19 protein-coding genes are annotated in these 24,047 nt (G+C 55.6%); 8 read left to right on the top strand and 11 right to left on the bottom strand.

Translation table 11 applies throughout. The features are described from left to right. Window positions 1-162 precede the first annotated feature (162 nt). Window positions 163-300, top strand: a complete 138-nt coding sequence (locus tag GGR27_RS00155; protein ID WP_168035374.1) for a hypothetical protein — start codon at window positions 163-165, stop codon at window positions 298-300. Here GGR27_RS00155 and GGR27_RS00150 read toward each other — a convergent pair. Next, the gene (locus GGR27_RS00150; protein ID WP_168035373.1) at window positions 293-1,372 is read right to left on the bottom strand and encodes a GNAT family N-acetyltransferase; all 1,080 of its coding nucleotides are present in this window, start codon (window positions 1,370-1,372) and stop codon (window positions 293-295) included. The two genes, GGR27_RS00155 and GGR27_RS00150, sit on opposite strands and share 8 nt — an antisense overlap. 145 nt (window positions 1,373-1,517) lie before the next feature. Next, entirely contained in the window at window positions 1,518-3,383 is a 1,866-nt protein-coding gene (locus GGR27_RS00145) for a UbiD family decarboxylase (RefSeq protein WP_245184348.1), read from the bottom strand. Between the two features lie 248 nt (window positions 3,384-3,631). Between GGR27_RS00145 and GGR27_RS00140 the strand changes: the two genes are divergently transcribed. Further along, window positions 3,632-5,407, top strand: a complete 1,776-nt coding sequence (locus GGR27_RS00140) for a hypothetical protein (protein ID WP_168035372.1) — start codon at window positions 3,632-3,634, stop codon at window positions 5,405-5,407. A gap of 145 nt (window positions 5,408-5,552) precedes the next feature. Continuing rightward, window positions 5,553-6,323 carry a sterol desaturase family protein gene (locus GGR27_RS00135; RefSeq protein WP_168035371.1) on the top strand — a complete coding sequence of 257 codons (771 nt, stop codon included), beginning with the start codon at window positions 5,553-5,555 and terminating at the stop codon, window positions 6,321-6,323. 111 nt (window positions 6,324-6,434) lie between these two features. On the opposite strand, the gene GGR27_RS00130 is transcribed toward GGR27_RS00135, so the two are convergent. Continuing rightward, complete coding sequence (locus tag GGR27_RS00130; RefSeq protein WP_168035370.1) at window positions 6,435-8,231, bottom strand: acyl-CoA dehydrogenase; 1,797 nt, start codon at window positions 8,229-8,231, stop codon at window positions 6,435-6,437. Window positions 8,232-8,413: 182 nt separating this feature from the next. On the opposite strand from GGR27_RS00130, the gene GGR27_RS00125 reads away from it, so the two are divergent. Both GGR27_RS00125 and GGR27_RS00120 read left to right on the top strand, forming a co-directional pair. Then, window positions 8,414-9,202 carry an endonuclease III domain-containing protein gene (locus GGR27_RS00125; protein WP_168035369.1) on the top strand — a complete coding sequence of 263 codons (789 nt, stop codon included), beginning with the start codon at window positions 8,414-8,416 and terminating at the stop codon, window positions 9,200-9,202. A 9-nt stretch (window positions 9,203-9,211) separates the two neighbouring features. Further along, window positions 9,212-10,522, top strand: a complete 1,311-nt coding sequence (locus tag GGR27_RS00120; RefSeq protein WP_168035368.1) for a TrkH family potassium uptake protein — start codon at window positions 9,212-9,214, stop codon at window positions 10,520-10,522. 130 nt (window positions 10,523-10,652) lie between these two features. Here the strand turns inward: GGR27_RS00120 and GGR27_RS00115 are convergent, their stop codons facing one another. Beyond that, a complete protein-coding gene (locus GGR27_RS00115) occupies window positions 10,653-12,371 on the bottom strand; it encodes a DEAD/DEAH box helicase (protein WP_168035367.1) in 1,719 nt (572 codons plus the stop codon). Between the two features lie 288 nt (window positions 12,372-12,659). Continuing rightward, the gene (locus GGR27_RS00110; protein WP_168035366.1) at window positions 12,660-13,271 is read right to left on the bottom strand and encodes a Uma2 family endonuclease; all 612 of its coding nucleotides are present in this window, start codon (window positions 13,269-13,271) and stop codon (window positions 12,660-12,662) included. Between the two features lie 180 nt (window positions 13,272-13,451). On the opposite strand from GGR27_RS00110, the gene amaB reads away from it, so the two are divergent. Continuing rightward, window positions 13,452-14,981 carry an L-piperidine-6-carboxylate dehydrogenase gene (amaB, locus tag GGR27_RS00105; RefSeq protein WP_168035365.1) on the top strand — a complete coding sequence of 510 codons (1,530 nt, stop codon included), beginning with the start codon at window positions 13,452-13,454 and terminating at the stop codon, window positions 14,979-14,981. Window positions 14,982-15,272: 291 nt separating this feature from the next. On the opposite strand, the gene GGR27_RS00100 is transcribed toward amaB, so the two are convergent. The 5 genes from GGR27_RS00100 to GGR27_RS00080 form a co-directional block, all read right to left on the bottom strand. After that, window positions 15,273-16,148, bottom strand: a complete 876-nt coding sequence (locus GGR27_RS00100; protein ID WP_168035364.1) for a carbon-nitrogen hydrolase — start codon at window positions 16,146-16,148, stop codon at window positions 15,273-15,275. Between the two features lie 48 nt (window positions 16,149-16,196). Further along, on the bottom strand, window positions 16,197-17,330 hold the full coding sequence (locus tag GGR27_RS00095) for an NAD(P)/FAD-dependent oxidoreductase (protein ID WP_168035363.1): 1,134 nt from the start codon (window positions 17,328-17,330) through the stop codon (window positions 16,197-16,199). 115 nt (window positions 17,331-17,445) lie between these two features. Continuing rightward, the gene (locus GGR27_RS00090) at window positions 17,446-17,928 is read right to left on the bottom strand and encodes an Lrp/AsnC family transcriptional regulator (protein WP_168035362.1); all 483 of its coding nucleotides are present in this window, start codon (window positions 17,926-17,928) and stop codon (window positions 17,446-17,448) included. 97 nt (window positions 17,929-18,025) lie between these two features. Beyond that, complete coding sequence (locus GGR27_RS00085; protein WP_168035361.1) at window positions 18,026-19,453, bottom strand: Glu/Leu/Phe/Val family dehydrogenase; 1,428 nt, start codon at window positions 19,451-19,453, stop codon at window positions 18,026-18,028. Further along, window positions 19,440-19,658, bottom strand: a complete 219-nt coding sequence (locus tag GGR27_RS00080; protein WP_168035360.1) for a CcmD family protein — start codon at window positions 19,656-19,658, stop codon at window positions 19,440-19,442. Before GGR27_RS00080 ends, GGR27_RS00085 begins: the two co-directional genes overlap by 14 nt. A 284-nt stretch (window positions 19,659-19,942) precedes the next feature. Between GGR27_RS00080 and GGR27_RS00075 the strand changes: the two genes are divergently transcribed. Then, window positions 19,943-20,353 (top strand): hypothetical protein, encoded by a 411-nt coding sequence (locus GGR27_RS00075; protein ID WP_168035359.1) that lies wholly within the window; start codon window positions 19,943-19,945, stop codon window positions 20,351-20,353. A gap of 162 nt (window positions 20,354-20,515) precedes the next feature. Then, entirely contained in the window at window positions 20,516-21,601 is a 1,086-nt protein-coding gene (gene aroC / locus GGR27_RS00070) for a chorismate synthase (protein WP_168035358.1), read from the top strand. 177 nt (window positions 21,602-21,778) lie between these two features. Here aroC and GGR27_RS00065 read toward each other — a convergent pair whose 3' ends face one another. Further along, window positions 21,779-23,839, bottom strand: a complete 2,061-nt coding sequence (locus GGR27_RS00065) for a M13 family metallopeptidase (RefSeq protein ID WP_168035357.1) — start codon at window positions 23,837-23,839, stop codon at window positions 21,779-21,781. Window positions 23,840-24,047 lie beyond the last annotated feature (208 nt).

Below are 24,047 nucleotides of genomic sequence, written 5' to 3'. Positions count from 1 at the left end.
GGTTGCCAAGTTCACCGGCGGCTCCCGGCGGATTCGCCAGAACTACGTACACTTGGTTAGCAGCATCTGCGCAGCGCAATGTTGAAGTTAGCTGATGCAGCAGCTTATTGCCGTCATCCCAACAAATTTCTTTAGCTTGAAGCAACTTAACAGTATTCGATCATGGCAAAGCAAAGAACAGCAAAGAAGAAGCAAGCAAAGATTAACGAAGCCGCCGCGGTGAAAAAGGTATTCACCATCGTCGGGGTGATCGTCCTCCTTTTACTAGTGTTTATCTACTTCTTCTTCGTGGCTACGTAGCCGCCTCGTCCGCCGCGGCGAGGCAGCAGTCCCGAATTTCATCGATGGAGCGGGTGGCGAGGTGCACGATTTCCATCGGGACGGGACGGGGGTAGCGCGCCACACCAGTCGGCCCCACGGGCTGTAGTTTTATGTCCGTCAGGGACGATAGGCCCGGATTGAAGACCGTGTACTCCTCCGCCATGTGATCATAACTGATCAGGGTTCTACGACCGGAAGGAATCCCGTCGTCCAGCTGGCAGACGAACGGTGCATCCACCAACCCACCACCGTGGCCGGGGTAGTAGAACCTGGCGGTAAAACTGGGGTATTCCTTTAGCCGGCTCCCGATCCCCGCCCGTCGCAGGCTCGTCACGAGGCGGTACATGGCAGCTTCCTGCAGGTGCAGAGGGTCTAAGGGAACGGAGGGGTCATTGTCCGTTAGCGTCGCCCACTGCCCCGTTTGACAGTGGCGGTATTCCATCGGCCCCAGGCGTAATTTGTAATTGAAGATTGGAAAATCTACGGAGACGTAGCCCGGGTGGTAATATTCGTATCCGTTAGCAATCGCCCACTGGACTTCGAGCAGCATCGTGTAGATACCCAGACTGTTCTCCCGGTAGTCAGGGTCGTAGATACCCGTCTTGGAATAGAGGCACTTCTCCCCCACGTCGAAATAACTAAAGGCCACCAGGCGCTCGTTGATGTACACCAATACCTGTTGCGTATTAATGAAACGTTTTTCGGGATAGTAACCGGCGTGAAACTCTAAATCAGTCCGCGAGCGATCCGGATTCTTGGCGATGTACTTCCTATTCACCTCCCGCATCTCGCGGGTGATGGGCGTGGCGGGGCCAATTTCAAAACGGAACAGTTCTCCGTTCTGCCGCAGCAACCGCCGCTGCTTGCGTTTGAATTTGAATTCCGTGAGGGGCATTCGGATTTGCACGCAGCCGAACAACTCGTCCGCTTCGGTACGAATGAAATCGCAGGTGTACAATTGCTGGCCCACGGGTCGCCAGCCCGCAGTCAGAAACTCATCGAGTTTCGGCCCGGGAAGACGATCTTGAAGGTTTAATAATAATGTTGGCACGCGTGGTCAATCAGTAAGTGGGGCAACAATCGATTCGGCACAAAAGAAGCCGAATCACCGTGCTTAATTCTCTGGACAAAGGTACAAAATCAAGCCGCAATTAGGCTTTACGTGGTTGTTAACCGTAAGACAAATTAACCACCTTTTACCCCATGACGCCTTCCTTTTCCAGCACATCCACCCGCGCGGTGACGGCTGGATCTTCCACCAGGCCCGGAGCGTGCCAGGGCTTGACGCGGGCATCGATCAGGATAGGACCGCGGCAACCCCAGTGTTTGTGCTCCACGAAAGTATCCAGACCGTAGACGTCGTGACTCGGGTTGCTCCGGGTAAACGTCGCCCAGATAAAGTTGGCAAAATCAGCTGACAAAAACTCGGCATCGTCACAGACGACAATCATTGCTATTCCGTCACTCAACACGGTACCCGCGTCCGCGCCCAAATTTGCCTTGGCGAGACTTTCCATATCGGCGTAACTCCCCTTCCCCTCGTTCTTTGGCCCCCGCACGGCGAGGATGCCCGGCGCAACGAAACGTGGGTCGCTAAATGCTTCCGGCAAAGTAAAGTAGGTGGGTAACTGGTCCGTCAGGTCCCGTACCTTTTGACCCCGACAGGCCCAGATCAATTTTGAGCCGGCGTTCCAGCCTTCGCTGGAGTAGTCGAGCGTATCGATCGTCGTCCGCGTCTGAAAGTGAAGGTCGCGCTCGGGGTTAAACCTTTCCAGCAAGTACTGGAAGAAAGCGGGCTGGTTATCAGCGTCTAAGTTAGGTTCATTGGTTCCATCGGCGATGAGGCAGAACTTCGCGAGGGACGTTTGTCCACTACCGATGATCCGGTTTGCCTGCGTGATGATTTCCTCCGGCACGAGCATCTGCTCGTCCTCCCGGAACGGCATGTACCGCTCCGAGCCAATGGCCAGCAACAACGGGTGAACGCCCGCCTCATCGACGGCATTGATTTGCTTGATGCCCGGAAATTCTCCCGGCGTCAAATCTTCCACGATCTGGTGAATGAGGTAGCCGAACTGCGAATCTTCCGCCGGCGGGCGACCGACGACGGTAAACTGCCAAATCGGATCCTTACGGTGCCAGACCGTCTCGACGTCCATCACCGGAAACGGGTGTTCGAGGGAATAATAACCGAGGTGATCGCCGAACGGGCCTTCCGGCATCATGCCTTGTTTGCGAATCGTGCCGGTGATGACAAAATCCGCGTCGGCGGAGAGGATCCAGTCGCGATCCCAGGCGTAGCCGAACCGGCGCCCGGCCAGCATTCCGGCAAACGTCATCTCGCTCAGCCCCTCCGGCAGCGGCATGATGGCGCTGAAGGCGTGGCTCGGCGGCCCACCCACGAAGATGGAGCAACGGAAAGGCTCGTCGGACTTTAAGTATTCGGTGTGGTGGACACCGATCCCCCGGTGCAGCTGGTAGTGCAAACCAATCTCTTTGTTGGTCTCGTAATCGTTGCCGGTGAGTTGAATTCGGTACATACCGAGGTTGGTCTGCATCGGATTTTTACTGCCCGGCGGCAGGGTGCAAACCTGGGGGGCGGTTACGAAAGCGCCGCCGTCCATGGGCCAGGATTTTACCAGCGGCAACTGATCGATCGTCGTCTGACCGTACTTAATGGCCGGGCGGAAGTGCTTGCGCGGCAGCGCGCTGACGGCGGTGAAGGGCGCTCCGGCGTACCGGAAGGGCGACTTGGCGAGGTTAGCCGGGTCGGCCTTAATCTCGACCACCTTTTTGACCTTCGGCATCGTTTTGCGGAAAAGAAAGTCCGTCCGCTCCTTCGTGCCGTACACGTTCGACAAGGCCTGAAACGGACTTCCCTTTACGTTCTCGAACAGGATAGCCGGCCCACCCTTGGCGAAAACCCGACGGTGAATTTCGGCCATTTCAAGGTCGGGGTCGATCTCGCGACTGATGCGGAGTAGTTGTCCGTGTTTTTCTAAGTCGTGGGCGGCATCGCGGAGGCTGGCGTACATATAGCTGGGGTCTGGGGTCTGGCCCATAGAATAGCTGGTGCCGTTGAAGGTTGTCGCGAGACTGTCACAAGGATGCGCGGTCGCTGGTGCCGGGCGGTTGAGTGGTGCAAAACGACTCCGGCCAGTCCCGTTAATCTGCCCGATACGGGAAAATGTACGTGACCGAATTGTTATGTGCCCGCGATTGACCGCCCCACCGAACATGCAAAATAGTGAACGCTTAAAACACTAGGTAAAGCTAACAACACATACTTTTTACATAATTCGTTTATACCATGACAACCAAACATTTACTTTCTTCCCTGGCGCTGCTGGCGGGCACCGGCCTGAGCGCACAGAGCGACAACTTTGTGGACACCGAGATCGTCCTGACGCCCAACTACTTCATCGTCGTCCTATTTGGCGTGATGCTGGCCATCGGCTTCCAGTTCCTCCTCACGGCACTTTCAATTGCCATTGGCGTGTCGGCCATCCCGAACCTCAAGGAGTCCTACGTAGAATCCAGGTACGGAGCCAGCAGCACGGACGATTCCGACTGGAACGAAACGAACTCCACGAACACCGGGGTAATGATTTCTTCCGCCCTCGGCATCTGGAACGTCGTCACGGCAGCCGTTTCTCTCTTCGGCGCCACTGCCCTAGCCCTCACGTTGACGCCGGCCGTCAACAACGTTATTGCCATTACTCTGGGGCTGACCATCTGGGCGGTCTTTTACCTCCTCATGTTCTACCTCGAGGGCAAGATGGCGGGTACGCTGATCGGCTCCCTCATTAACACCGCCGTGGCCGGTCTTCGCGCCGGTGCCGATACGGTTAAGGGGCTGTTCACACCCAGTGCCGCTAGCCAGGTGGAATCCGTAGCCGACAACACGATCGAGAAATTTCGCTCGGAGATGACGTCCGCCTTCAACGCCGACGGTATTTCCGATGCCATCAACCAGTTCACCAGTACGGTTGGAAAGAAGGTCGATAAGGTTGGTAATAAATTAGATAAGGCAAGTGACAAAGTTGTCGGAAAGATTGGCGACGTACCATCTTACGACAAGTTGAAAGCTGATTTGCAACAGACGTTAAGCCAAGCTTCCAAAGACAGCGGCTCCAACCCAGCTAAGTGGACCGCCATTCAATCCGCGATCCAGACAGTAGTAGACGGAGGTGGCGACGACGCCGATAGTGGCAGCAAAGACGACGGCGGAAAATCGGATCGGATCAAGCAGTTGAAGCAGCTCGTTAGCCAGTTCCAAAAAGACAACCAGGGAGAATCCGAAGGCGGCATGAGCACCGACGAGATGTACGAAAAGTACACCGGAAAACTAACCGATTACCTCAACGGCGCAACGCCGGAGAGCTTCGACGCCAAGAAACTCGGTCCCAAGATTCAGGAATTGCTCGATGATCCACAAGGAACTTCGTCCGACGCCATCGAAAAGGTGAAAGGGATGGACAAGGAAAGCATCATCAAAATTCTGAGCAACAACACGTCCTTGGAGAAAAAGCAGTTGGAAGGTTACGCCAATCAGCTGACGCAGGTTCTCGGCAAGTTACCGACCAGCGTGCAGGAAGCTTTGGATAATGATACGCTGAAGATGGTTCAGGATAAAGTGATGTCTTTCGTCAATGGCGTGCAGGATCAAGTTGGTGGCTCCGGTAGCGGTGAGGCGTCCGCTAGTTCCGGCATTGATTTTAACGGCCTGAAGAACCAGTTCATGTCGATTATTAATAATCCAGCCGATTCTTTCGATACGGTCAATCACCGGATTAAGAATTACCGACGGGATGACCTGGTCAACACACTGGTTGCCAACACCAGTCTAAGCCACGCTGATATTGATAAGGCCGTAGCCCAAGTAGAGGGAGCGCAGAACACCGTCAAGGACCAGCTGCAAGCCGCCGCCGACGCCGCCAACGGCGCCAAAAACCAGGCCGCCCGCCGTGCCGTCATCGAGGCGGACGGTGCCCGCAAAGCTGCCGTAGCCGCCGCTTGGTGGTTGTTTACCGCGATTATAGTTTCTGGTGCTGCCGCTATCGTCGGTTCCCTTACGGGTATCTAGTTGCCAGTAGCACGTTAAGCTACCCTTTATCATAACAATTAAGCGCCCCCCGTCATTTAGCTGACGGGGGGCGTTTTTGCTTGCTCGCCCAGACGACTTCACTAACCCCCGGCGGGTACCTTTGCGCCCGCCAAACGATCCTAGTATGCAGCATGAACCGGGCCACTGGCTCTTTTGGGTGATCGCTCTATTCGCCATCATCTTCGTCCGTTACCTGCTTTTTAGCGGGGGCTACGACTGGTTATTCACCAGGAAGCTACGTGACCGGCTGCGGGGGCGGGTGTTTCCTCGCAAGACTTCGACAACCAGACTGAGACGATTGGAGATTCTGCGGTCGGCGGGCGTCTCGTTCATTTTTGCGGCTTTCGGAATCGGACTGCTCTGGGCGTGGGCGGAAGGTTACACGCAGTTGTACACAGAATTTTTTAGCGCGGCGGATTGGGTGTGGCTCGCACTGGGGCCGGTAGTCTTTTTATTAGCTCAGGAGACTTACTACTACTGGGTTCACCGCTGGATGCATAAGCCCGGTGTTTACGAACACGTCCACAAATGGCACCACGAAAGCATCGAGACGACGGCCTGGACGGCGTTTAGCTTTCACCCCATCGAAGCTGCTTTACAGGCAGTGTTTATCCCCATCGCTGCGTTCTTGATCCCCATGCACGTTTTCGCTTTTCTCACCCTACTGGCGGTGATGACGCTTTCGGCGACGATTAACCACGCGGGGGTGGAAATCTTCCCGGCGAGCTGGGCACGGATACCATTTCTGCGCGGGCTCGTTGGTGCTACGCACCACGACGTACACCACAAGCGGGCGAAGTATCACTACGGGCTCTACTTCACCTTTTGGGACAAGTGGATGGGCACGGAAGTGCCGGGGTTCGGGGAAGAATTTCGGCGGGTGACGGAACGGTAGAAAGTGAAAAACGGGGCGCGAGGATTTTGGTGATCTAGTACAATAACTACTAAGGCTAGTCTCGCGACTAGCCTTAGTAGTTATTGTACTAGATATCATTCGGGTGGGTACTCAGACGAGCAAAGCCTGGTCCATGTCTACCGTGATCCGGTCGGTGGCCAGCAAGGTACGCCGGTGGCCGGCCGTGCGGGTAAAGATGTAGTTGAAGAAGTATTCCGCCACGAGAACCTTGGCTTTGTAAAAATTTTTGTCATCGTCGCCTTCCGCGGTGGGTAGCGCTCCGGCGGCGATGGTCGCGTCGCGGAGCAACATCCAACCGATGATGTGGAGACTGAAGTAGTCGAGGAAGATGGTGGCGTCGGCGAGGAAGACTTTCGGGTCTTCGGTCTTGGCGAGGTTAAAGAGGTGACCCATCACGCCCTGCATTTTTTCCAAACTTTGCGCCAGCGTCAGCGCCAGCGGCTTGGTTTGCTCCACGGCCATCGCCTGTTTGACCGTTCCCTGAACTTCTTCGGTCAAATATTTAAGCGCCTGACCGTTCTTCATCAGCAGTTTGCGGCCGAGCAGGTCCATGCCGTGGATGGTCGTCGTGCCTTCGTAGATCGAGTTAACGCGGATGTCGCGGAAGATCTGTTCGAGGGGAAAATCGTCCGTGTAGCCCGCACCGCCGAGTACCTGCATACCGGTGCTCACGGCCTCGTTGCCGTACTCGCTGGGGAAGGATTTGGCAATGGGCGTGAGTAATTCCAGTAGTAGGTGCGCGCGCTCACGCTCAGCGGCGTCGGGACTTGCTTTGCTGACGTCTTCCCAGAAACTGCACTGAAGGAGTAAACTTACGCTACCCTCTACGACAGCTTTTTGGAAAAGCAGCATCCGCCGCACGTCGGCGTGCTCGGCGATGATGACTTGTGGTGCATTGACGTCCTTGTTTCCCGGGTGACGACCCTGCGGACGCTCCTTGGCGTACTGCAAACTAGCGTAATACGCTGCCGATGCGGAACCGGTCGCCATGAGGCCGGTACCGATCCGCGCCTCGTTCATCATGCGGAACATATTGTTGAGGCCACGAAATTCTTCTCCAACCAAATGACCTTTCGTTACGCCCTGCTCGCCGTACATGAGGTGGGCGGCAACGTAGCCCTTCTGGCCCATCTTGCCGTAGATGCCGGCGGTGGTGACATGGTTGTCTACCATTCCACCGTCGGCTGGAAGGTGCTTGGGCACGACGAAGAGCGACACGCCCTTCATCCCCTTTTCGCCATCTTTTTTACGCGCGAGGAGTAGGTGGACTACGTTGTCCACCGAGTTGTGGTCGCCACCGGAGATGTAGATTTTTTGTCCGCGTATGGAGTAGCTTCCGTCTTCCAGCACTTCGTAGGTCGTCGTGATGTCGGAAAGGGAAGAGCCCGCCTGCGGCTCGGTCAGGGCCATCGTGCCCTGCCACTGGCCGAGGGCCATCTTTTCCAGGTAAGTAGCTTTGAGTTCTTCGCTGCCGAACTCCAAAATCAAATTCGCCGCGCCCGTGGTGAGAAAGCTGTAGGCGGCCAGGTTACCGTTAGCGGCCTGGAAGATTAGCCCGCCGGCGTTCAGGATGGTAGTTGGCATTTGCTGACCGTTCAGGTCGTAAGGCCAGGCGGCGGAGATCCAGCCGGCTTCGCCCATCGCGCGCATCCCCTCCCCTACTTCGGGCAGTACGTGCACTTCACCGTCTTTGTAGTAAGCTTTATTTTTGTCCATCTCCCGGTAGGAAGGCCATAGATACTGGTCGGCGAGCTCCTTGGCGGCGGAAAGGGCCATGGCGGTGGTGTCGGCGTCGAAGTCGACGTACTGGTCGAAGCTGCGGAGCTTGGCGAGGTCGAGGACTTCGTTGAGGACAAAATTTAGATTTCGGGTGGAGACGTAGTGCATGGTTACTTTTTGCGAAAATTCGCTCCAAGGTAGGAAAATTGTGCCGCGCTCGGTTCTTGCCCCACCAAAATTAGCCTGCGTTAGTCTTTGTGTACGCTTTGCCGCCGGTTATAAATCCAATCCACCCTGCTTTACCCTTTTCCTGGCACCGGCGACAGCGTCCACTACAAAATTTTGAACGAATGCGCAAGAACGTAGCTTCTAACATTATGCCCAAGCCCGACACCGATACTGATGAAGAACGCCGCGAACGCGCCCTCGTGGTCGACGAAATTTTGGCCAATCATTACGGTGCTCCGTTTATCCCTTTCTCCAACCGCGGCCCGCTCACCGAAATGGTGAAAGCGCTACTGAGCCACCGCACCAAAAACGCCGTGACGCGGGCGGGATTTGATAATCTCCGTACGAAATTCCCCACTTGGCAGGAGGTGATCGACGCCCCCACGGCGGCGGTGGAAGCAGCCATCCGCGTAGTAACCTTTCCGGAAGTAAAGGCGCCGCGTATTCAGGAAGCATTGCGCCAAGTGGCCGCACGCAACGACGGCGAACTATCGCTCGACGGCATCCACGAAGTCAGTGTTACGGACGCCCGCGCCTGGTTGGAGGAGATTCCCGGCGTCGGGGCGAAAACCAGTGCGGCGGTGCTCAGCTTTTCCTACTTACGAATGAAAGCGCTCGTCGTCGATACGCACCACCACCGGGTTGCCTTGCGCCTGGGTGTCGTCCCGCCGAAGTCAAGTTTAGAAAAAACGGCGCGACTATTACAAAGCTACCTGCCGGATGACTGGGATGGGCAGCGCGTCTACGACAGCCACCAGGGTTACATGCGGCACGGGCAGCGGGTGTGTTCGTTTCGAGCCCCAAAATGTAGTGAATGCGTGGTGCAACGGTATTGTGCTTACTTTGCCACGGCAGTCGAGTCGTCGGCTACCAAACCTGACGAAGGCAGCACGGGTTCAAGCCACCAATAAACCCAGCCCATGAAAGAATTTCTGCTCCGTCTGCATCCCCTGCAGCTACTGATTTACGGCTATATTTTTTTGCTGTTGCTCGGTTTTTTGCTACTGCAGGCTCCTTTTTGCCAGACGCTTAGTACTGGTTCCCTCGACAATTTTTTTGTTGCGACCTCCGCGCTATCGACCACGGGCCTGTCGACGCTCGACGTATCCCAGGCTTATACCTTTTGGGGACAGTTGGTCATCCTGATGCTCATTCAGATTGGCGGGCTGGGTTACATGTCACTCGGATCCTTCTTCGTTCTGAGTCGAAAGCGGCAACTTTCCGTGATGCAGTCGGACCTGCTGACGTATGATTTCAGTCTACCACAGGGCTTTGACGTGGGCCACTTCATCAAGAGTATGGTACTGTTCACGCTCGTTATTGAGGCCGTCGGTGCCTTACTGCTGGCCTGGGTATTTCACGCCGCCGGTGAAGATAACGTAGTGTGGAACGGCGTTTTTCACAGCATTTCAGCCTTCTGTACGGCCGGCTTCAGTTTGTTTTCGGATGGCTTCGTTCCGTTTCAAAATAACTTTAGCCTGAACTTACTCATCAGCGTGTTGGCGATTTCCGGCGCGCTTGGATTTATTGTATTTACGGACTTCTACGAAAGCATCACCAACAAAAAGGCGCACATCACTTATACGAGTAGGATCATTCTGCGCTTTACGTTCGTGGGGATCCTCCTGGGCGCGCTGGTGCTTTACCTCAGCGACCCAAACATCGAAACACTGCCGCCAGAAACGGGTCTGATGACGGCGCTGTTCCAGAGTATGTCCGCCTTCACTACCGTCGGCTTCAATACCTACGACATTGGTGCGATTGTCCCTGCCCCCATGTTCACCGTTATTCTGCTGATGGTCATCGGTGCCAGCCCTTCCGGTACGGGTGGAGGGATGAAATCGACCACCTTCACCGCCTTATTTGCGCAACTACGGGGAACGTTCCGGGGGGATTCTCAGGCTAGGTTTATGGGCCGCGTTATTCCGCCCGCCAAGGTCGGCTTAGCCACCTCAAACTTCTTCTTCTACATGCTTACGCTAGCCGTCGGCACCTACCTCCTCCTACTCGTGCAGGAGGAAGATCCTTACCTAGTGCTATTTGAAGTCGTTTCCGCGCTCGGTACCGTCGGACTATCCGCTGGCCTGACCGGGACGCTAACCGTAATGGGGAAGATTATTTTGATCATCCTAATGTTCCTCGGTCGGATCGGCCCACTCTCTTTTGGGATGGCAGTCTTCTCTTCAAATACTGATACGGAGGACGGGGAAGTTGAGGATTTGGCCATCTAGCCACGTCAGTGCATGGGCCACTGGTCAAGCAGGTGATGGATTTCAAAACAGAAGCAGCGCCGACAACCAGGGGAGGCGCGGCGCTGCTAAGGTATTCCGTGTTTATGTCGTTACATTCAGAGTAAGGCGCTTACCCCTTACGGTGCTTCTTCTTAGCACTGAAGCTAGGCCGTGGCTTAAAATTACCGGGCTTATACTGCTTCTTCTTACCGCCACCACCGTACGACCGGCTCGGTCCGTCCACGTTCGTACCGCCTTCGAACACCTTGACGTCTAACCGAACGCCTTTGTCCTCCGCGCCTTCGAATGCCGCCACCACTTTGCGAGCAGCTTTGCTGTCCACGCCGATGTAGGTGATGTTGTTCTGGATATCGATCTTGCCAAAGTTAATCTTCTTACCGGGCAAACGGCGATTCATCATACCGATGATCTGTGGCACGGTGTAGCCCTGTTTGCGGCCCACGGCAACGCACAGCGTGGTGTAGTCCGTGTCCCCCTTGTCGAGGCGTTTTTCCTTAGCGTTATCTTCCTTCACGTCGCCCTGGCCCTGCAGCTGCTTGCTGAGCTCACCGAGGCCGTAGCCCAGGATCTTTTGGATCAGCTCTTCGCGCTCGATTCCTGCGAAGGATTCGATTACTTCCGGTAGGTAAGCCGCCACTTTGCTGTCGAGCGTTGCCGCCTTGATCTTTTCGGCGAAGCGCAGCGCACGCAACTTGTAAACTTCCTCCTGGTTGGGGACGGGCTGTTGAGTAAAGGTGATGTTGGAGTACTTCTCGATCGCGCGGATGTTGCGCGTTTCGCGGCCGGTGATGATGCTCATCGCGATGCCTTCCTTGCCAGCGCGGCCCGTACGGCCGGAACGGTGGACGTAGACTTCCGGTGCATCCGGGAGGTTATAGTTGATGACGTGGGTGAGGTCCTGAACGTCGAGGCCACGGGCGGCGACGTCGGTCGCGACGAGCAACTGGATACGGCGCTTGCGGAAACGCTTCATGACGTCGTCGCGCTGAGCTTGGCTCATGTCACCGTGCAATGCATCGGCGGCGTGGCCGGCGAAACGTAAATCTTCGGCGACACCATTTACCTCGCGACGGGTACGGCAGAAAATGACGGCGTACATGTCGGGGTCGAGTTCGATGAGCAGGCGCAGAAGAGCAAAACGGCTGCTACCTTTCACCTTAAAGTACTGGTGGTCGGTTTTTGACTCACCGGCGTCTTCGTGGCCAACGCTGATTTCGGCGGGGTCGGTCATGTAATCCCGGCTGATCTTTTTGGCCTCCTTCGGCATCGTGGCGGAGAAAAGCAGGGTCTGCTTGTCGTCCGGCGTAGCGCCCAAAATGCTATTTAGTTCTTCCTGGAAACCCATATTGAGCATCTCGTCGGCTTCGTCGAGGACGACGCGTTTGAGGTTCTCAAGTTTCAATTTTTTGCGGTTGATGAGGTCGAGCGTCCGGCCGGGCGTACCGACGATGATCTGGGAGCCGGAGCGAATTTCACGGATCTGGTGGGTGATCGGTGCGCCACCGTAAACGGCGGTTACCTTGACGTCCTTACGGTACTTTGCGTAGCCGGAAATGTCGCGGGCGATTTGCAGGCAGAGCTCGCGGGTCGGGCAGAGGATCAGTGCCTGAACGGCGTCGAGGTCTGTGTCGATGTCGTTGACGACGGGTAATCCGAATCCGGCCGTTTTACCGGTTCCGGTGCGGGCGAGGGCGACGAGGTCGCGGCTGCCGTCGGCAAGAATCAAGGGAATGGCTTCCGCCTGGACGGGGGTGGGGGTGATGAAGCCGAGGTCGGCAACGGCGCGTTTGAGTTCGTCGCGGAGGTCGGATTCCTGGTAGGTGGTCATGTGGCCAGTTTTAGTTCCCCTGCTATTTTTTTGCGTCCCGACTAAGTCGGGACAGGTGCAGGGGATTTGTGGAACGGGCGCATGGTTTACCACTTTGCTATCGGGGGACGTAGTTAGCTATAAGATACGTCAACGTAAACCGGGGAGGCCCTGAAATTTGACGCAAAGGTACAATTTTATTTGGTGGGGTTGATTTGATAAAGCCACGGGCAAAACTTCCGATCGTTAAATCACCTACTGGTCACACTATCTACCATTCGAAATATCTACTTAGCTGACAGAGGAATTTCAACCTGGAATCAGCTTACTCACTTGCATTTCTCCGCAGAAAGGACTTTTGAATGTATCCCCCAACGCATACCTTCTTACGTCGCTGTGGACACCCGCGGCGACGTCCGGCTCCAGATAGACCTCTACCCTATCCTGTTGAAGGTTGACGATCCAGTATTCTTTGATTCCGGCTAAGGCGTATAGTCTCGCCTTCGTCGTTCGGTCGAAGTTTAGCGTACTGTCGGATACTTCGATTAAGAGATCCACATCATCAGCAAGAGGTTTCCCAGGATGAGCGCTGTACCGTTGTCGACTTACCAGCGCAAAATCTGGCTCCGGCGCGGAGTTATTCAGCAGGTTTATTGAATTCTGAGCCCGGCACCGGTGCGTTTTCCGATAGAGGGGGTTAAAAAGATCAATCAAGTCATCGATACAATCTTCGTGTCTTTGTCCGATGGGCATAGCTTCAATTAGGTATCCAAAAATCAGTTCGACACTATCCTCTTCCGTCAAAATCCCCGCCTCAATGGCCGCATTATAGCGATCCAGCGTATAACGGAAAGTGGTCCGGCCGCTGGCCCCAAAGTCTATCTCCTGATAGACGACATCTTGCGTTGGCGTTGCTGTCATAGTTTAAAGTTAACGAATTTTCACTTTCGTCGGTTGTGCTGCCGTCCGATCAACTTTGCACCTGCGACCGCGCCCCAAATCCCGAGCAACCCTGCGACTTTCATCCTCAGGCATTGCGGTACGGTAGTGCACCCCGAAAAAACGTAACTTCGCGCCACCCAACCAACACATAACAAGATCATGAACAAAGATTTCCTCAAAGAACTCGGCCTCCACGAAGACAACTCCGGCACCAGCACGGGCCAGCAAGGGCACCACAACGAAGCCAAACACATCGTTTCTTTCAGCCCCGTCGACGGCAGAGAAATCGGCCGCGTCAGCGAAACGACGCGCGAGCAGTACGATGCCGTGATCGCCCAGGCACAGGTAGCCTTCAAACACTGGCGCACCGTGCCCGCCCCCCAGCGCGGCGAGATCGTTCGGCAATACGGCGAAGCGCTACGCAAGCACAAAGACGCGCTTGGCCAACTCGTCAGCTACGAGATGGGCAAAAGCCTGACGGAAGGCCTCGGTGAGGTACAAGAGATGATCGATATTTGTGATTTCGCCGTCGGCCTGAGCCGCCAGCTCTACGGACTCACGATGCACTCCGAACGCCCGCTGCACCGAATGTACGAACAGTGGCACCCAATGGGTATCGTCGGCATTATTTCCGCCTTCAACTTCCCCGTTGCGGTGTGGAGTTGGAACAGCATGATCGCCATCGTTTGCGGCGACGTAACGGTTTGGAAGCCTTCCGAAAAGACACCGATGTGTGGTGTTGCTTGCCAAAATATTTGGGCGCAGGTAGCAGCTGCCAACGACCTTCCCGAAGGCATCTCCAGCCTCATCAACGGCAATTACCAAGTCGGCGAATGGATGACGGAGGACAAGCGCGTACCACTGATCTCCGCCACCGGCTCTACCCGGATGGGTAAAATCGTCGCCAAAACCGTCGGTGCCCGCCTCGGCAACTCTTTACTAGAACTCGGCGGCAACAACGCCATGATCATCACCGAAACAGCCGACATGAACCTCGTCCTCACCGGTGCCCTCTTCGGAGCCGTCGGCACCTGTGGTCAACGCTGTACCTCCACCCGTCGCCTGATCGTGCACGAATCCCGTTACGCCGAAGTACGCGACAAATTGAAAGCCGCCTACGGTCAACTCCGCATTGGTGACCCGCTCGACAAGAACAACCACGTTGGTCCGCTCATCGATAAGGATTCCGTTGCTACGTACCAATCAGCGATTGAAAAAATCAAAGCGGAAGGAGGGAAGACCATCGTCGAAGGTGGCGTGCTGGAGGGAGACAACTACGTCAGTGGTTGCTACGTGAAGCCTGCCTTTTTCGAAGTCACCAAGGAGAGCAAAATGCCGCTCCACGAGACCTTCGCACCCATTCTCTACATCATGCCTTACTCCACATTAGAGGAAGCAATCGAGATTCAAAACAACGTCCCCCAGGGGTTGAGCTCCGCCATCATGACGACAAGCATGCGTGAAAGTGAGCTCTTCCTGAGCACGGCCGGCTCCGATTGCGGTATCGCGAACGTCAACATCGGAACTTCCGGTGCCGAAATCGGCGGTGCATTCGGCGGTGAAAAAGAAACGGGCGGCGGACGCGAATCCGGCTCGGATAGCTGGAAAGCTTACATGCGCCGGCAGACGAATACGATTAATTATTCTACGGAGTTGCCTTTGGCGCAGGGAATTACGTTTGATCTTTAAGGGAGAGTATAGAGGAAAGAAGTAAGAATAAGGACGTTGGAGTGAGGTAATATCTCGATGCTTCATCGTCCTTTCACTTTTCTCTATACTCTTTATTCCTATTAATTCGTAACCGCTGTTTTACACCTCCGATGAACTTTTGGTGGGACTTCGCTACGCTACGTCCCACCAAAAAATACATCTGAGGAGAAAACAGCTAGGCTAGACTTCATTTTCTCCTCGAATGCATCTTTCAGAATTCTCAGCGAAGCGAGAATTTCTGAAAGTTCATCAGAGGTGTAAAATAACGGGTCAATCAATGTACCGCCTAGTAAGCTGCCCGTAAGCATCAATCCGCCGGTCCCGAAAAAACGGCCAAATACGGCGCACGTCCGCCGTTCGTTTCTTATCGATTTCGACGACTGCTTCCGTAATTTCATCTTCACCAGCTTGGTAAAGAAATTCTCCCTGCGGGCCACAGACGAAGCTCGAACCCCAGAACTGAATCCCATCCGTAACGCCACTCGGGTCTTTTTCGAAACCGGTCCGGTTTACCGAGATGACTGGTAAGCCATTGGCCACGGCGTGCCCGCGCTGGCTGATGATCCAGGCGTCGCGCTGACGGCCGCGCTCGGGGGCATCGTCGGTCAGTTCGTAGCCGATGGCGGTCGGGTAAATGAGGACTTCGGCACCGGCCAGGGCCATGAGGCGGGCGGCTTCGGGGTACCACTGGTCCCAACAGACGAGGACGCCAAGTTTGCCGATGCTTGTTTGGATGGGTTGGAATCCAAGATCGCCCGGGGTGAAGTAGAATTTCTCGTAGTAAGCCGGGTCGTCGGGGATGTGCATTTTTCGGTACTTCCCGGCGATGGTACCATCGCGCTCCATCACGACGGCCGTATTGTGGCTAAGCCCGGGCGCGCGGTGCTCGAAGAGGGAGATAACAATAACTACGTCCAATTCCTTTGCCAGATTGCCGAAAAAATCGGTGCTCGGACCGGGGATGGTTTCCGCTTGGTCGAATACGTCGACGTTCTCCGTTTGGCAGAAGTAGAGACCGGTGTGGAGCTCTTGCAGGACGACTAGTTCCGCCCCCAAGTCCTTGCACCTGCGCGCCGCGCCCGCACTATGCTCTAAGTTAGTTTGGCGGTCCGCACCGTTTGCCTGCTGGACGATTCCTACTTTCATTACTAATTGTCTTTTATAATGATCTAACCCCCTACGAGCTGAGGTCAACTACACCAGCTTGGTTATGGCCCAAAGGGCAAGTTTGTTTTTGGCGACAAGTTTAATCGCACCATCCAGTAACCACGGCCGGTCGGCGGTTAACAGTTGGCCCCAGTATTTTAGTTTGAAGCCAAGACCTAACCTTTTCTGTACTCTTCGATCGTATTCCTTCAGAAATGCCGCGTCGAGACGACTCTCCTGGAATCCAGAGCGCACAACATCCGCAGCTATTTCCGCACTGATCATTGCGTTGCCGATTCCCTCGCCCGAGGCGGGGTCCACTAGCCCGGCAGCGTCCCCTAATAATACGAAGCCATGCCCCGAACGGGGCACGACGCGCGAGCCAAGGGGCAAACCAAAACCTTCGTTTTTCGAAACTTGCTCCGCTCCGGCAAAATGAGTCGCGGCGAGGGGTGATTCGCGCACGATACGATCAAGGGCCGTGCGTAAGTCGATTTTGCTCTCCGATACGTGGCGGGAAAGCATACCGAAACCAACGTTATACAAATCACCACCGAGGGGGAAAATCCAGAAGTAACCGGGTAGGAAGTCCGTGAGTAAGTACGCCGCTAATCGATCTTCGTCCAGGCCGGAGACACCCCGGTAGTAAGCACGAACGGCGGCAGCGTGGTGACCGCGATCCATACTCGTCTCCGTACAGGCCCGGGCCACGACGGAATGAGCGCCGTCCGCGCCAACGACCATCGGTGCGGTCAGGGTGGCCCCTCCCGGTAGTTCGACGGTCGTTTGGCCTTTCTCCCACAAAATCTTCTTGACGCGCGTACCAAAGAAAGTGGTGAGCCGGGGATTGGTCAGGGCGGCCTTAACGAGGTAATCATCAAAGTTTAGCCGGGTACAGGTGTAGCCTTCCGTGACGTAACTAGCACCGGCGGATATTCCGGAGGGAGATTGTACGGTAATACCGTTAATTCGATTCAAGCTGGGTAAGCCACGCCAAAAGTCAGGATCGAGGCGGCGACCGACACTAACGGCCGTCCCGGGGATGGCATCCCCGCAGATTTTGTCGCGGGGAAATTCATCCTTATCGATGAGCGCGATCCGCAACGAACTGTCCCGCAGCGCACGAACGAAAGTGCTGCCGCCGGGGCCGGCCCCGATCACGATGATGTCGAACTCCTGCATACTTTATGGTTAAGCATGGTTCTAATCCGTGCTTGAGTACCGACTAGCCCAATCCAATTATCCGTGTTTTCGCGACGAACTTAGGACAAAATTACGTACTGGCACCGCAGTCGAACTACACCTCCGCTTCGTAATCGTAAGGGAGCCTTTTCGAATTTTTGACCGTGCTCAAAGTCATCAAAGTTTTGAGTCGCTCGATCTCATCGATCTGCTGCAGCGTCTTGAACAGCAGGCGCTCGTAGGTAGGAATATCTTTACAGACGATCTTGATTAAGAAATCCGCCTCGCCGGTGATGATGTAGCACTCCGTGATCTCGTCGATGTTGTTGACCTGCTCCAGGAAGTTCTCCCGCGCGGCGTCCTTGCGCCAATCGAGGCTCACGAGGACGAACGTCTTGACCATCAGACCAATCGCGGCCGGGTTGACGTGAGCGTGGTAGCTCTGCACGACTTCATTTTGCTCCAATTTCTTGACGCGTTCGAGCGTGGGGGCGGGGCTGAGGCCAATGCGTTTGGAAAGCTCCAGGTTGGTGATTTTACTGCTGTCCTGCAGGATTTGCAGGATGTTGAGGTCGATCTTATCTAGTTTGTCTGACATAGGCGGAAATAAAAATTGTTGGAGCGGCAAATATAGCCGCACCAACAATTATTTCAAAATTTACGAAAGTAAAGTATAATATTTTCCGTTCGGCGGACTATGGCCAAATTCCGAGGGCAATGTAGTCGCTCGATATTTTGCTGATCGCCAGGGCGAAAGCAGCCGTCCGTAGGTCTTTGATACCGTCGTTGTTCGTGTACATCGCGTACACACCCTGGAAGCCGGTGATCATCGTTTCTTCGAGGCCGGAACGGATCAAGTCGATTTCGTCGGCACCGTGGGTGATCATATCCTTATCCCGCTGGCTAATCTTCTTGCCGGTGGTGTCCTCGATCTGCTTCACGATGTTCGTGTAAACGCGCTCGTCGAAACGCTTCTGCAAACGGCCAAAACGCATGTGACTGAGGTTTTTGAGCCACTCGAAATAACTCACCGTCACGCCACCGGCGTTAAGGTAGATATCCGGAATAACAACGACACCGCGCTCCGCGAGGATAGCTGCTCCGTCAGCCGTCACCGGGCCGTTGGCGGCTTCGGCGATGATTTTAGCCCTGACGCTACCGGCGTTCTCGGCGTCGATCTGGTTCTCCAGCGCTGCCGGGACGAGGATGTCACACTCGAACTCCATGACGGCGCGGCGCTTCTCCTTACCGTATATCTGCACGCCGGGGAAACTGAGGATGCTTCCGTGGTGCTCGCGGTGGCGGAGCAGGGCGTGAATGTCGATGCCCTCTTTATTGTAGATCGCACCTTCAACTTCACTGACGCCGATGATTTTGACGCCACCTTCGTCCTGGCTGATGGTCGCCGTGTGGGAACCTACGTTACCGAGGCCCTGAATGACCATCGTTTTACCCTCGATGCCCATGGTGAGCCCCAGTTTCTCCATCAGATCGGGCTGGTTACAAGCTTCGCGGATGCCGTAGAAAACTCCGCGGCCGGTGGCTTCGGTACGTCCACGGACACCGTTCTGGTTGACGGGCTTGCCCGTTACGCAACCGGCGGCGTTGATGTCGTCCGGGTGGAAGGCGCGGTAAGTATCGTAGATCCAGGCCATTTCGCGGGGGCCGGTTCCGTAGTCGGGCGCGGGCACGTCGACGGCCGGGCCGATGAACTTGCGCTTGATGAGCTCGGTCGTGTAGCGGCGGGTGATGTTTTCGAGGTCTTTTTCACTGTACTCCCAGGGGTTGATCTTAACGCCACCCTTCGCGCCACCGAAGGGAACGTCGACGATGGCACACTTGTAGGACATCAGCGTAGCGAGCGCGACGACTTCGTCCTGACTGACGTGGTTGGAGTACCGAATACCGCCCTTGGTCGGGCTACGGTGGTGGGAGTGTTGCGCCCGGTAGGCTTCAATCACCTTCACCTCGCCGTTTATTTTGACGGGGAAATGGACCTGATAAACGCTGTTACAGATCTTGATTTGGGTCAACAAACCGGCGTCGAGCCCGGTGTGGGGCGCGGCCATGTCGAAATAGCGGTTGACGCTATCTAAAAACGAAACTTCTTTAGGCATGATCATTAATTTGGTCTTCTAAAACGGAAAGTTTGCGGTCGAGCGACCACAGATAAAATACAATACCCAGGAACACGACGACGATGACGGCCACGACTACGTACAATTTATTGATACTGCGCAAGAAGTCGGCGGGTGGTTCGGCCGCGGATTGCGCAAAGGCGCTAAGCGAGCAAAAAGTAAGTAGCAATGCGGTAGTCAGGCGTGGCATGTGCCGGGCGTTTTGGTTAGGGTGGCAAAGGTAGAATGCTTCCCCGTGCGAAAGGTAAGGCTTTCGGTCAAACGTTTTTCAAATCTCGTCCCCCCATCAACCTCCTTTCTGATTAGGGCGAGGACGCGGGTGCCGGGTAAATCCAATAAGAAGCAAAGTTTTTCGGGTCACGCCCGGGCGTTCGTCGAGTTGTTTCGCTGGCTCATCGATCAACATCTTTGCACCCGCGGCCGCGCCCCTTTATTTGTGGTACTCAATTATTCGCCAGCTTAATTAATTACCCCATGAAACTAGTAACCCTCCAACACGAAAACAACCTCATTGAAGTCCGCAACAACTTTTTGACGGGCGTCGAAACGGTGTACTTTAACGGCACCCGGGTATGTCGTGAATTTAATTGGTTCACCGGGGCGCACCGGTTTCGAGTGCGCAACGACGACACCGGCCGGGTGGACTTGTACGAAGTCAATTTCCACACGAGCTTCCGTAAATGGTACGGCGTGGCCGTCGACATCGTCAAAAACGGAGATTATATCCACAACGAATCCGGCCACGGCTCGAAGACCATTACAACCGTAGTTATTCGCAGTAATGAGCAAAACACACCATTACGCGCTGATTATGATCGCCAATGTTGGTACGGTGAGGCACGCAAGGCCGAGCGGGCGGTTTACCTGGAGGGGGATTTGGTTTAGGCAGTAGGCTATAGGAAAATTAGGCGGTAGGCGGTAGTATCTGAGCCTACCGCCTACCGCCTACCGCCTACTGCCTACCAGCCTACCGCCTACCAGCCTACCAGCCTACCGCCTAATCTCCCTACCGCCTTACCTTCGCCGCCCACCCAACTCCCCCACCCCATGGCCGGCAGCACCTACGGAACCGCTTTCAAAATTACCACCTTCGGCGAATCCCACGGCGTTGGCCTCGGAGTCATCATCGACGGCTGCCCCGCTGGCATCGACTTCGACGAAGAATTCATTCAGGGCGAATTGGCACGGCGCAAACCCGGGCAGAGTAAGATCGTCACCCAGCGCAAAGAAGAAGACGGCGTCCAGGTGCTCTCCGGCGTATTCGAAGGAAAGACAACCGGCACGCCCATCGGCATGGTCATTTACAACAAGGACCAGCGGAGCCGCGATTACGGACACATCTTCGATAAATTCCGCCCAAGCCACGCTGATTATACCTTCCACGCCAAGTACGGCATGCGCGATTACCGGGGCGGCGGCCGGTCCAGCGCCCGCGAAACGGCCGCCCGCGTTGCCGCCGGTGCCGTCGCTCAACTCTACCTACGCACGCTCGGCGTCGACATCAAAACGTACGTGAGCCAAGTCGGTAGCATCGCCGTCGGAAAAACGCACGAAGAGCTTGACTTGAGTCTCATCGAGTCCAACCCCGTCCGCTGCCCCGATCCGGAAACGGCGGCGTTGATGGAAAAAGAGATTCTGTCCGTCCGCAAGGACGGTGATACGATCGGCGGCCTCGTCACCTGTGTCATCAAAGGTGTCCCCGCCGGCTGGGGCGAACCCGTTTTCGATAAGCTGCACGCCGAACTCGGCAAAGCCATCCTGAGCATCAACGCCTGCAAAGGTTTTGAATACGGCTCCGGTTTCGCGGGCGTTACGCTACGTGGGAGCCAACACAACGATGCTTTCTACACCGACGAGAACGGCACCGTGAAAACCCGTACCAACCGCAGTGGCGGTATCCAGGGTGGCATCTCCAACGGGGAAAACATTTACTTCCGCGCGGCCTTCAAATCCGTCGCAACCATTATCATCGACCAGGACTCCGTCAACGAAGCCGGGGAGGACGTGACGGTTTCCGGGAAGGGGCGGCACGACCCCTGCGTACTACCGCGGGCGGTGGCTATTGTGGATAATATGGCGGCTTTAGTTTTGGCGGATATGTCACTGCGGCAACGTTCAGCGCGATTAAGCTAATGCGGATGCGTTACCCGAGCATCAAATCAGCCTGGCCCCGCAACAAGCGGAGCTCGCCGGGGAGACATAAAATAGCAAGTGGAAGAAGAAGCGAGCCAGCGTACCCAGTGGCACAACCCGCTCGACTTCTTCCTCCACTCAAAATGTCGGCGGTCCACCGCCAAAAATTCAAGAAGCTTACCAGATACGCACCCGCTCCTCGGGAGCTAACCACATTCCGTCCCCTTCCTGAATGTCGAACGCCTCGTAAAAAGCATCGATGTTCACCAAAGGCTGCGTAGCCCGCACTTTTCCGGGAGAGTGTGGGTCAGTTTTCACTTGATTGCGCAGCGCCTCGTCGCGTTGCAACGTCCGCCAGACGGTCGTCCAGCTCATAAAGAATCGCTGTTCCGGGGTGTAGCCGTCGATGTTTTCGGGGCGGCCGTTTTCCGCGTAGAAAAGCTGGAGGCCGTCGTAGGCGCCGAGCACACCGCCGAGGTCGCCGATGTTCTCCCCCAGCGTGAACTCGCCGTTGATCGTAACGCTGTCCATCACTTCGATGGCGCTGTACTGATCGGCGAGCGCTTTACCGCGGGCGGTAAAATTCTCGAGGTCTTCGTCCTGCCACCAGTTGATCAGGTTGCCGTCGCCGTCGAAGCGGGAGCCCTGGTCGTCGAAAGCGTGGCTGATCTCGTGGCCGATGACGGCACCGATGCCGCCGTAATTAACCGCCTCGTCGGCCGTGTAATTGTAGAACGGTGGCTGCAGGATGGCGGCCGGGAAAACGATCTCGTTGTTGAGCGGATTGAAGTAGGCGTTTACCGTTTGCGGCGCCATGCCCCACTCGCTTTTGTCGACGGGCTGGCCGATTTCGGAGAGGTTCTTCTCGGTGTTCCACTTGTCGACCGCCTTGCGGTTTTCGAAGTAAGATTTGTCGGCGCTGACCAGCATGTTGGAGTAATCTTCCCACTCGTCCGGGTAAGCGATCTTGACGGTAAACTTATCGAGCTTTTCGATGGCCTTTTGCTTCGTCGGCTCCGTCATCCAGTCGAGTGCTTCGATCCGGTTCTGGAAAGCGGTGATGATGTTGGCGATCATGAGTTCGGCCTTGGCTTTTGCCTCCGGCGGGAACTTGGCGTCTACGTAGAGTTGACCGAGGGCTTCCCCGACGGAGCCGCTCACGAGGCCCAAAGCGCGCTCGTCCATCGGCCGTTGCTGCTTGGCGCCGTTGAGGTACTTGGAGTAGAATTCGAAATTCGCCTCGTCGATTTCGGTGGTTAGCCGGCTGGTGTTCGCGTTAATTGTGGACCAACGCACGAGCGTTTTTATGTCCTCGATGGAAGTATTTTGCAAGAATTCGTTCAGTGCGGCCGTGTACTTGAGCTCCGTCACCATGACCGTGTCCACGTCTTCCAGATCGAACGCCGCCATCAGTGCCTCCACGTCGAGGGCCGGCAACATCTCCTGGAATTCGGCAATGCTGCGGGGGTTGTTGTAGTTGTTCGGGTTACGCTGCTGCAGCTTATCGAGTTGGGGTTCGGCGAGTTGCTTTTCGAGGTCCAGAATGCGGCGGGCGGAAGCATCCGCTACCGAGGCCTCATCACCCAGCATTTGCAGCATTCGCGACACGTGCTTGACGTATTCCGCCCGGATCTCCTGGCTTTTGGTATCCTCGTCCAAATAGAAATCCCGGTCCGGCAAACCGAAACCGCCGGCGCCAACGTAAGCTGCGTTCACGCTGCTGTTGTTCAGGTCGGGAAATCCACTCAGGCCGAGCAGGGGAATGCTGATGGAGGTTTCCAGGTTCTGCATGATCAATTGCAGATCGGCGACGGTTTTCACGTCGTCCAGTTGCGCCAGATCCTGCTTGAGCGGTTCCAGGCCGAGCGCGTTGCGCTTCGTAGTATCCAGGTAGGCTTCGTAAAGGGCGATCGCCTTAGCCTGGTCGGTGTCGGCCGCGTATTTTCCGGACGTTTGTGCGTCGGCGATGATGGCCAGCACGTCGGCGTCGGTCGCTTTGCGCAGTACGCCGAAGCCGCCCCAGGAAGTGCGGTCTTCCGGAATCTCCGTGTTCTTGACCCAGTTGCCGTTGACGAACCCGTAGAAATCCTCCCGGGGGTTAACGGTGGTGTCCATGTTTTCCAGGATGATGCCCGGAATCATGGCGGTCTCGGTGGTAGCGGTAGTGTCCTTCGCGCAGCCGTTTAAAAGCAGTGACGCGGCGGCCAGGCAGCCGAGGAAGCGTAATTGATGAAGCATGTTTGGTTTGTTGTCTTAGCAAGAAAGGATAAAAGTAAGGCTTAAATTACTCGTACTCCGGAGGATCAACTATCGCCAGTCTTTAGTAAAGGTGAAGTCAGTATAATTTGGTGCGCGGTCCCGATAGCTATCGGGAGTGCAATGAAATTCAGCTGAGCAAGCGTAGTTGGGTGAGCGCCCCGTGCACTCATTACGGGATTCAACCTAA

Origin of the sequence: Neolewinella antarctica (assembly GCF_011927835.1) — a bacterium.
In the GTDB taxonomy this organism is placed as follows: Bacteria; Bacteroidota; Bacteroidia; order Chitinophagales; family Saprospiraceae; genus Neolewinella; species Neolewinella antarctica.
Note: the sequence above shows the minus strand (reverse complement) of the source record. Positions and strands in the feature narration are given on the sequence as shown.

Bases quoted from the DNA above. Each gene is read 5' to 3' on its own strand.
- GGR27_RS00155 (WP_168035374.1), top strand. From the start codon at position 163: ATGGCAAAGCAAAGAACAGCAAAGAAGAAGCAAGCAAAGATTAACGAA.
- GGR27_RS00120 (WP_168035368.1), top strand. From the start codon at position 9,212: ATGAAAGAATTTCTGCTCCGTCTGCATCCCCTGCAGCTACTGATTTAC.
- GGR27_RS00100 (WP_168035364.1), bottom strand. From the start codon at position 16,148: ATGAAAGTAGGAATCGTCCAGCAGGCAAACGGTGCGGACCGCCAAACT.
- aroC (WP_168035358.1), top strand. From the start codon at position 20,516: ATGGCCGGCAGCACCTACGGAACCGCTTTCAAAATTACCACCTTCGGC.
- GGR27_RS00090 (WP_168035362.1), bottom strand. From the start codon at position 17,928: ATGTCAGACAAACTAGATAAGATCGACCTCAACATCCTGCAAATCCTG.
- GGR27_RS00075 (WP_168035359.1), top strand. From the start codon at position 19,943: ATGAAACTAGTAACCCTCCAACACGAAAACAACCTCATTGAAGTCCGC.
- GGR27_RS00130 (WP_168035370.1), bottom strand. From the start codon at position 8,231: ATGCACTACGTCTCCACCCGAAATCTAAATTTTGTCCTCAACGAAGTC.
- GGR27_RS00110 (WP_168035366.1), bottom strand. From the start codon at position 13,271: ATGACAGCAACGCCAACGCAAGATGTCGTCTATCAGGAGATAGACTTT.
- GGR27_RS00115 (WP_168035367.1), bottom strand. From the start codon at position 12,371: ATGACCACCTACCAGGAATCCGACCTCCGCGACGAACTCAAACGCGCC.
- GGR27_RS00140 (WP_168035372.1), top strand. From the start codon at position 3,632: ATGACAACCAAACATTTACTTTCTTCCCTGGCGCTGCTGGCGGGCACC.
- GGR27_RS00135 (WP_168035371.1), top strand. From the start codon at position 5,553: ATGCAGCATGAACCGGGCCACTGGCTCTTTTGGGTGATCGCTCTATTC.
- GGR27_RS00080 (WP_168035360.1), bottom strand. From the start codon at position 19,658: ATGCCACGCCTGACTACCGCATTGCTACTTACTTTTTGCTCGCTTAGC.
- GGR27_RS00085 (WP_168035361.1), bottom strand. From the start codon at position 19,453: ATGATCATGCCTAAAGAAGTTTCGTTTTTAGATAGCGTCAACCGCTAT.
- amaB (WP_168035365.1), top strand. From the start codon at position 13,452: ATGAACAAAGATTTCCTCAAAGAACTCGGCCTCCACGAAGACAACTCC.
- GGR27_RS00145 (WP_245184348.1), bottom strand. From the start codon at position 3,383: ATGGGCCAGACCCCAGACCCCAGCTATATGTACGCCAGCCTCCGCGAT.
- GGR27_RS00065 (WP_168035357.1), bottom strand. From the start codon at position 23,839: ATGCTTCATCAATTACGCTTCCTCGGCTGCCTGGCCGCCGCGTCACTG.
- GGR27_RS00125 (WP_168035369.1), top strand. From the start codon at position 8,414: ATGCGCAAGAACGTAGCTTCTAACATTATGCCCAAGCCCGACACCGAT.
- GGR27_RS00095 (WP_168035363.1), bottom strand. From the start codon at position 17,330: ATGCAGGAGTTCGACATCATCGTGATCGGGGCCGGCCCCGGCGGCAGC.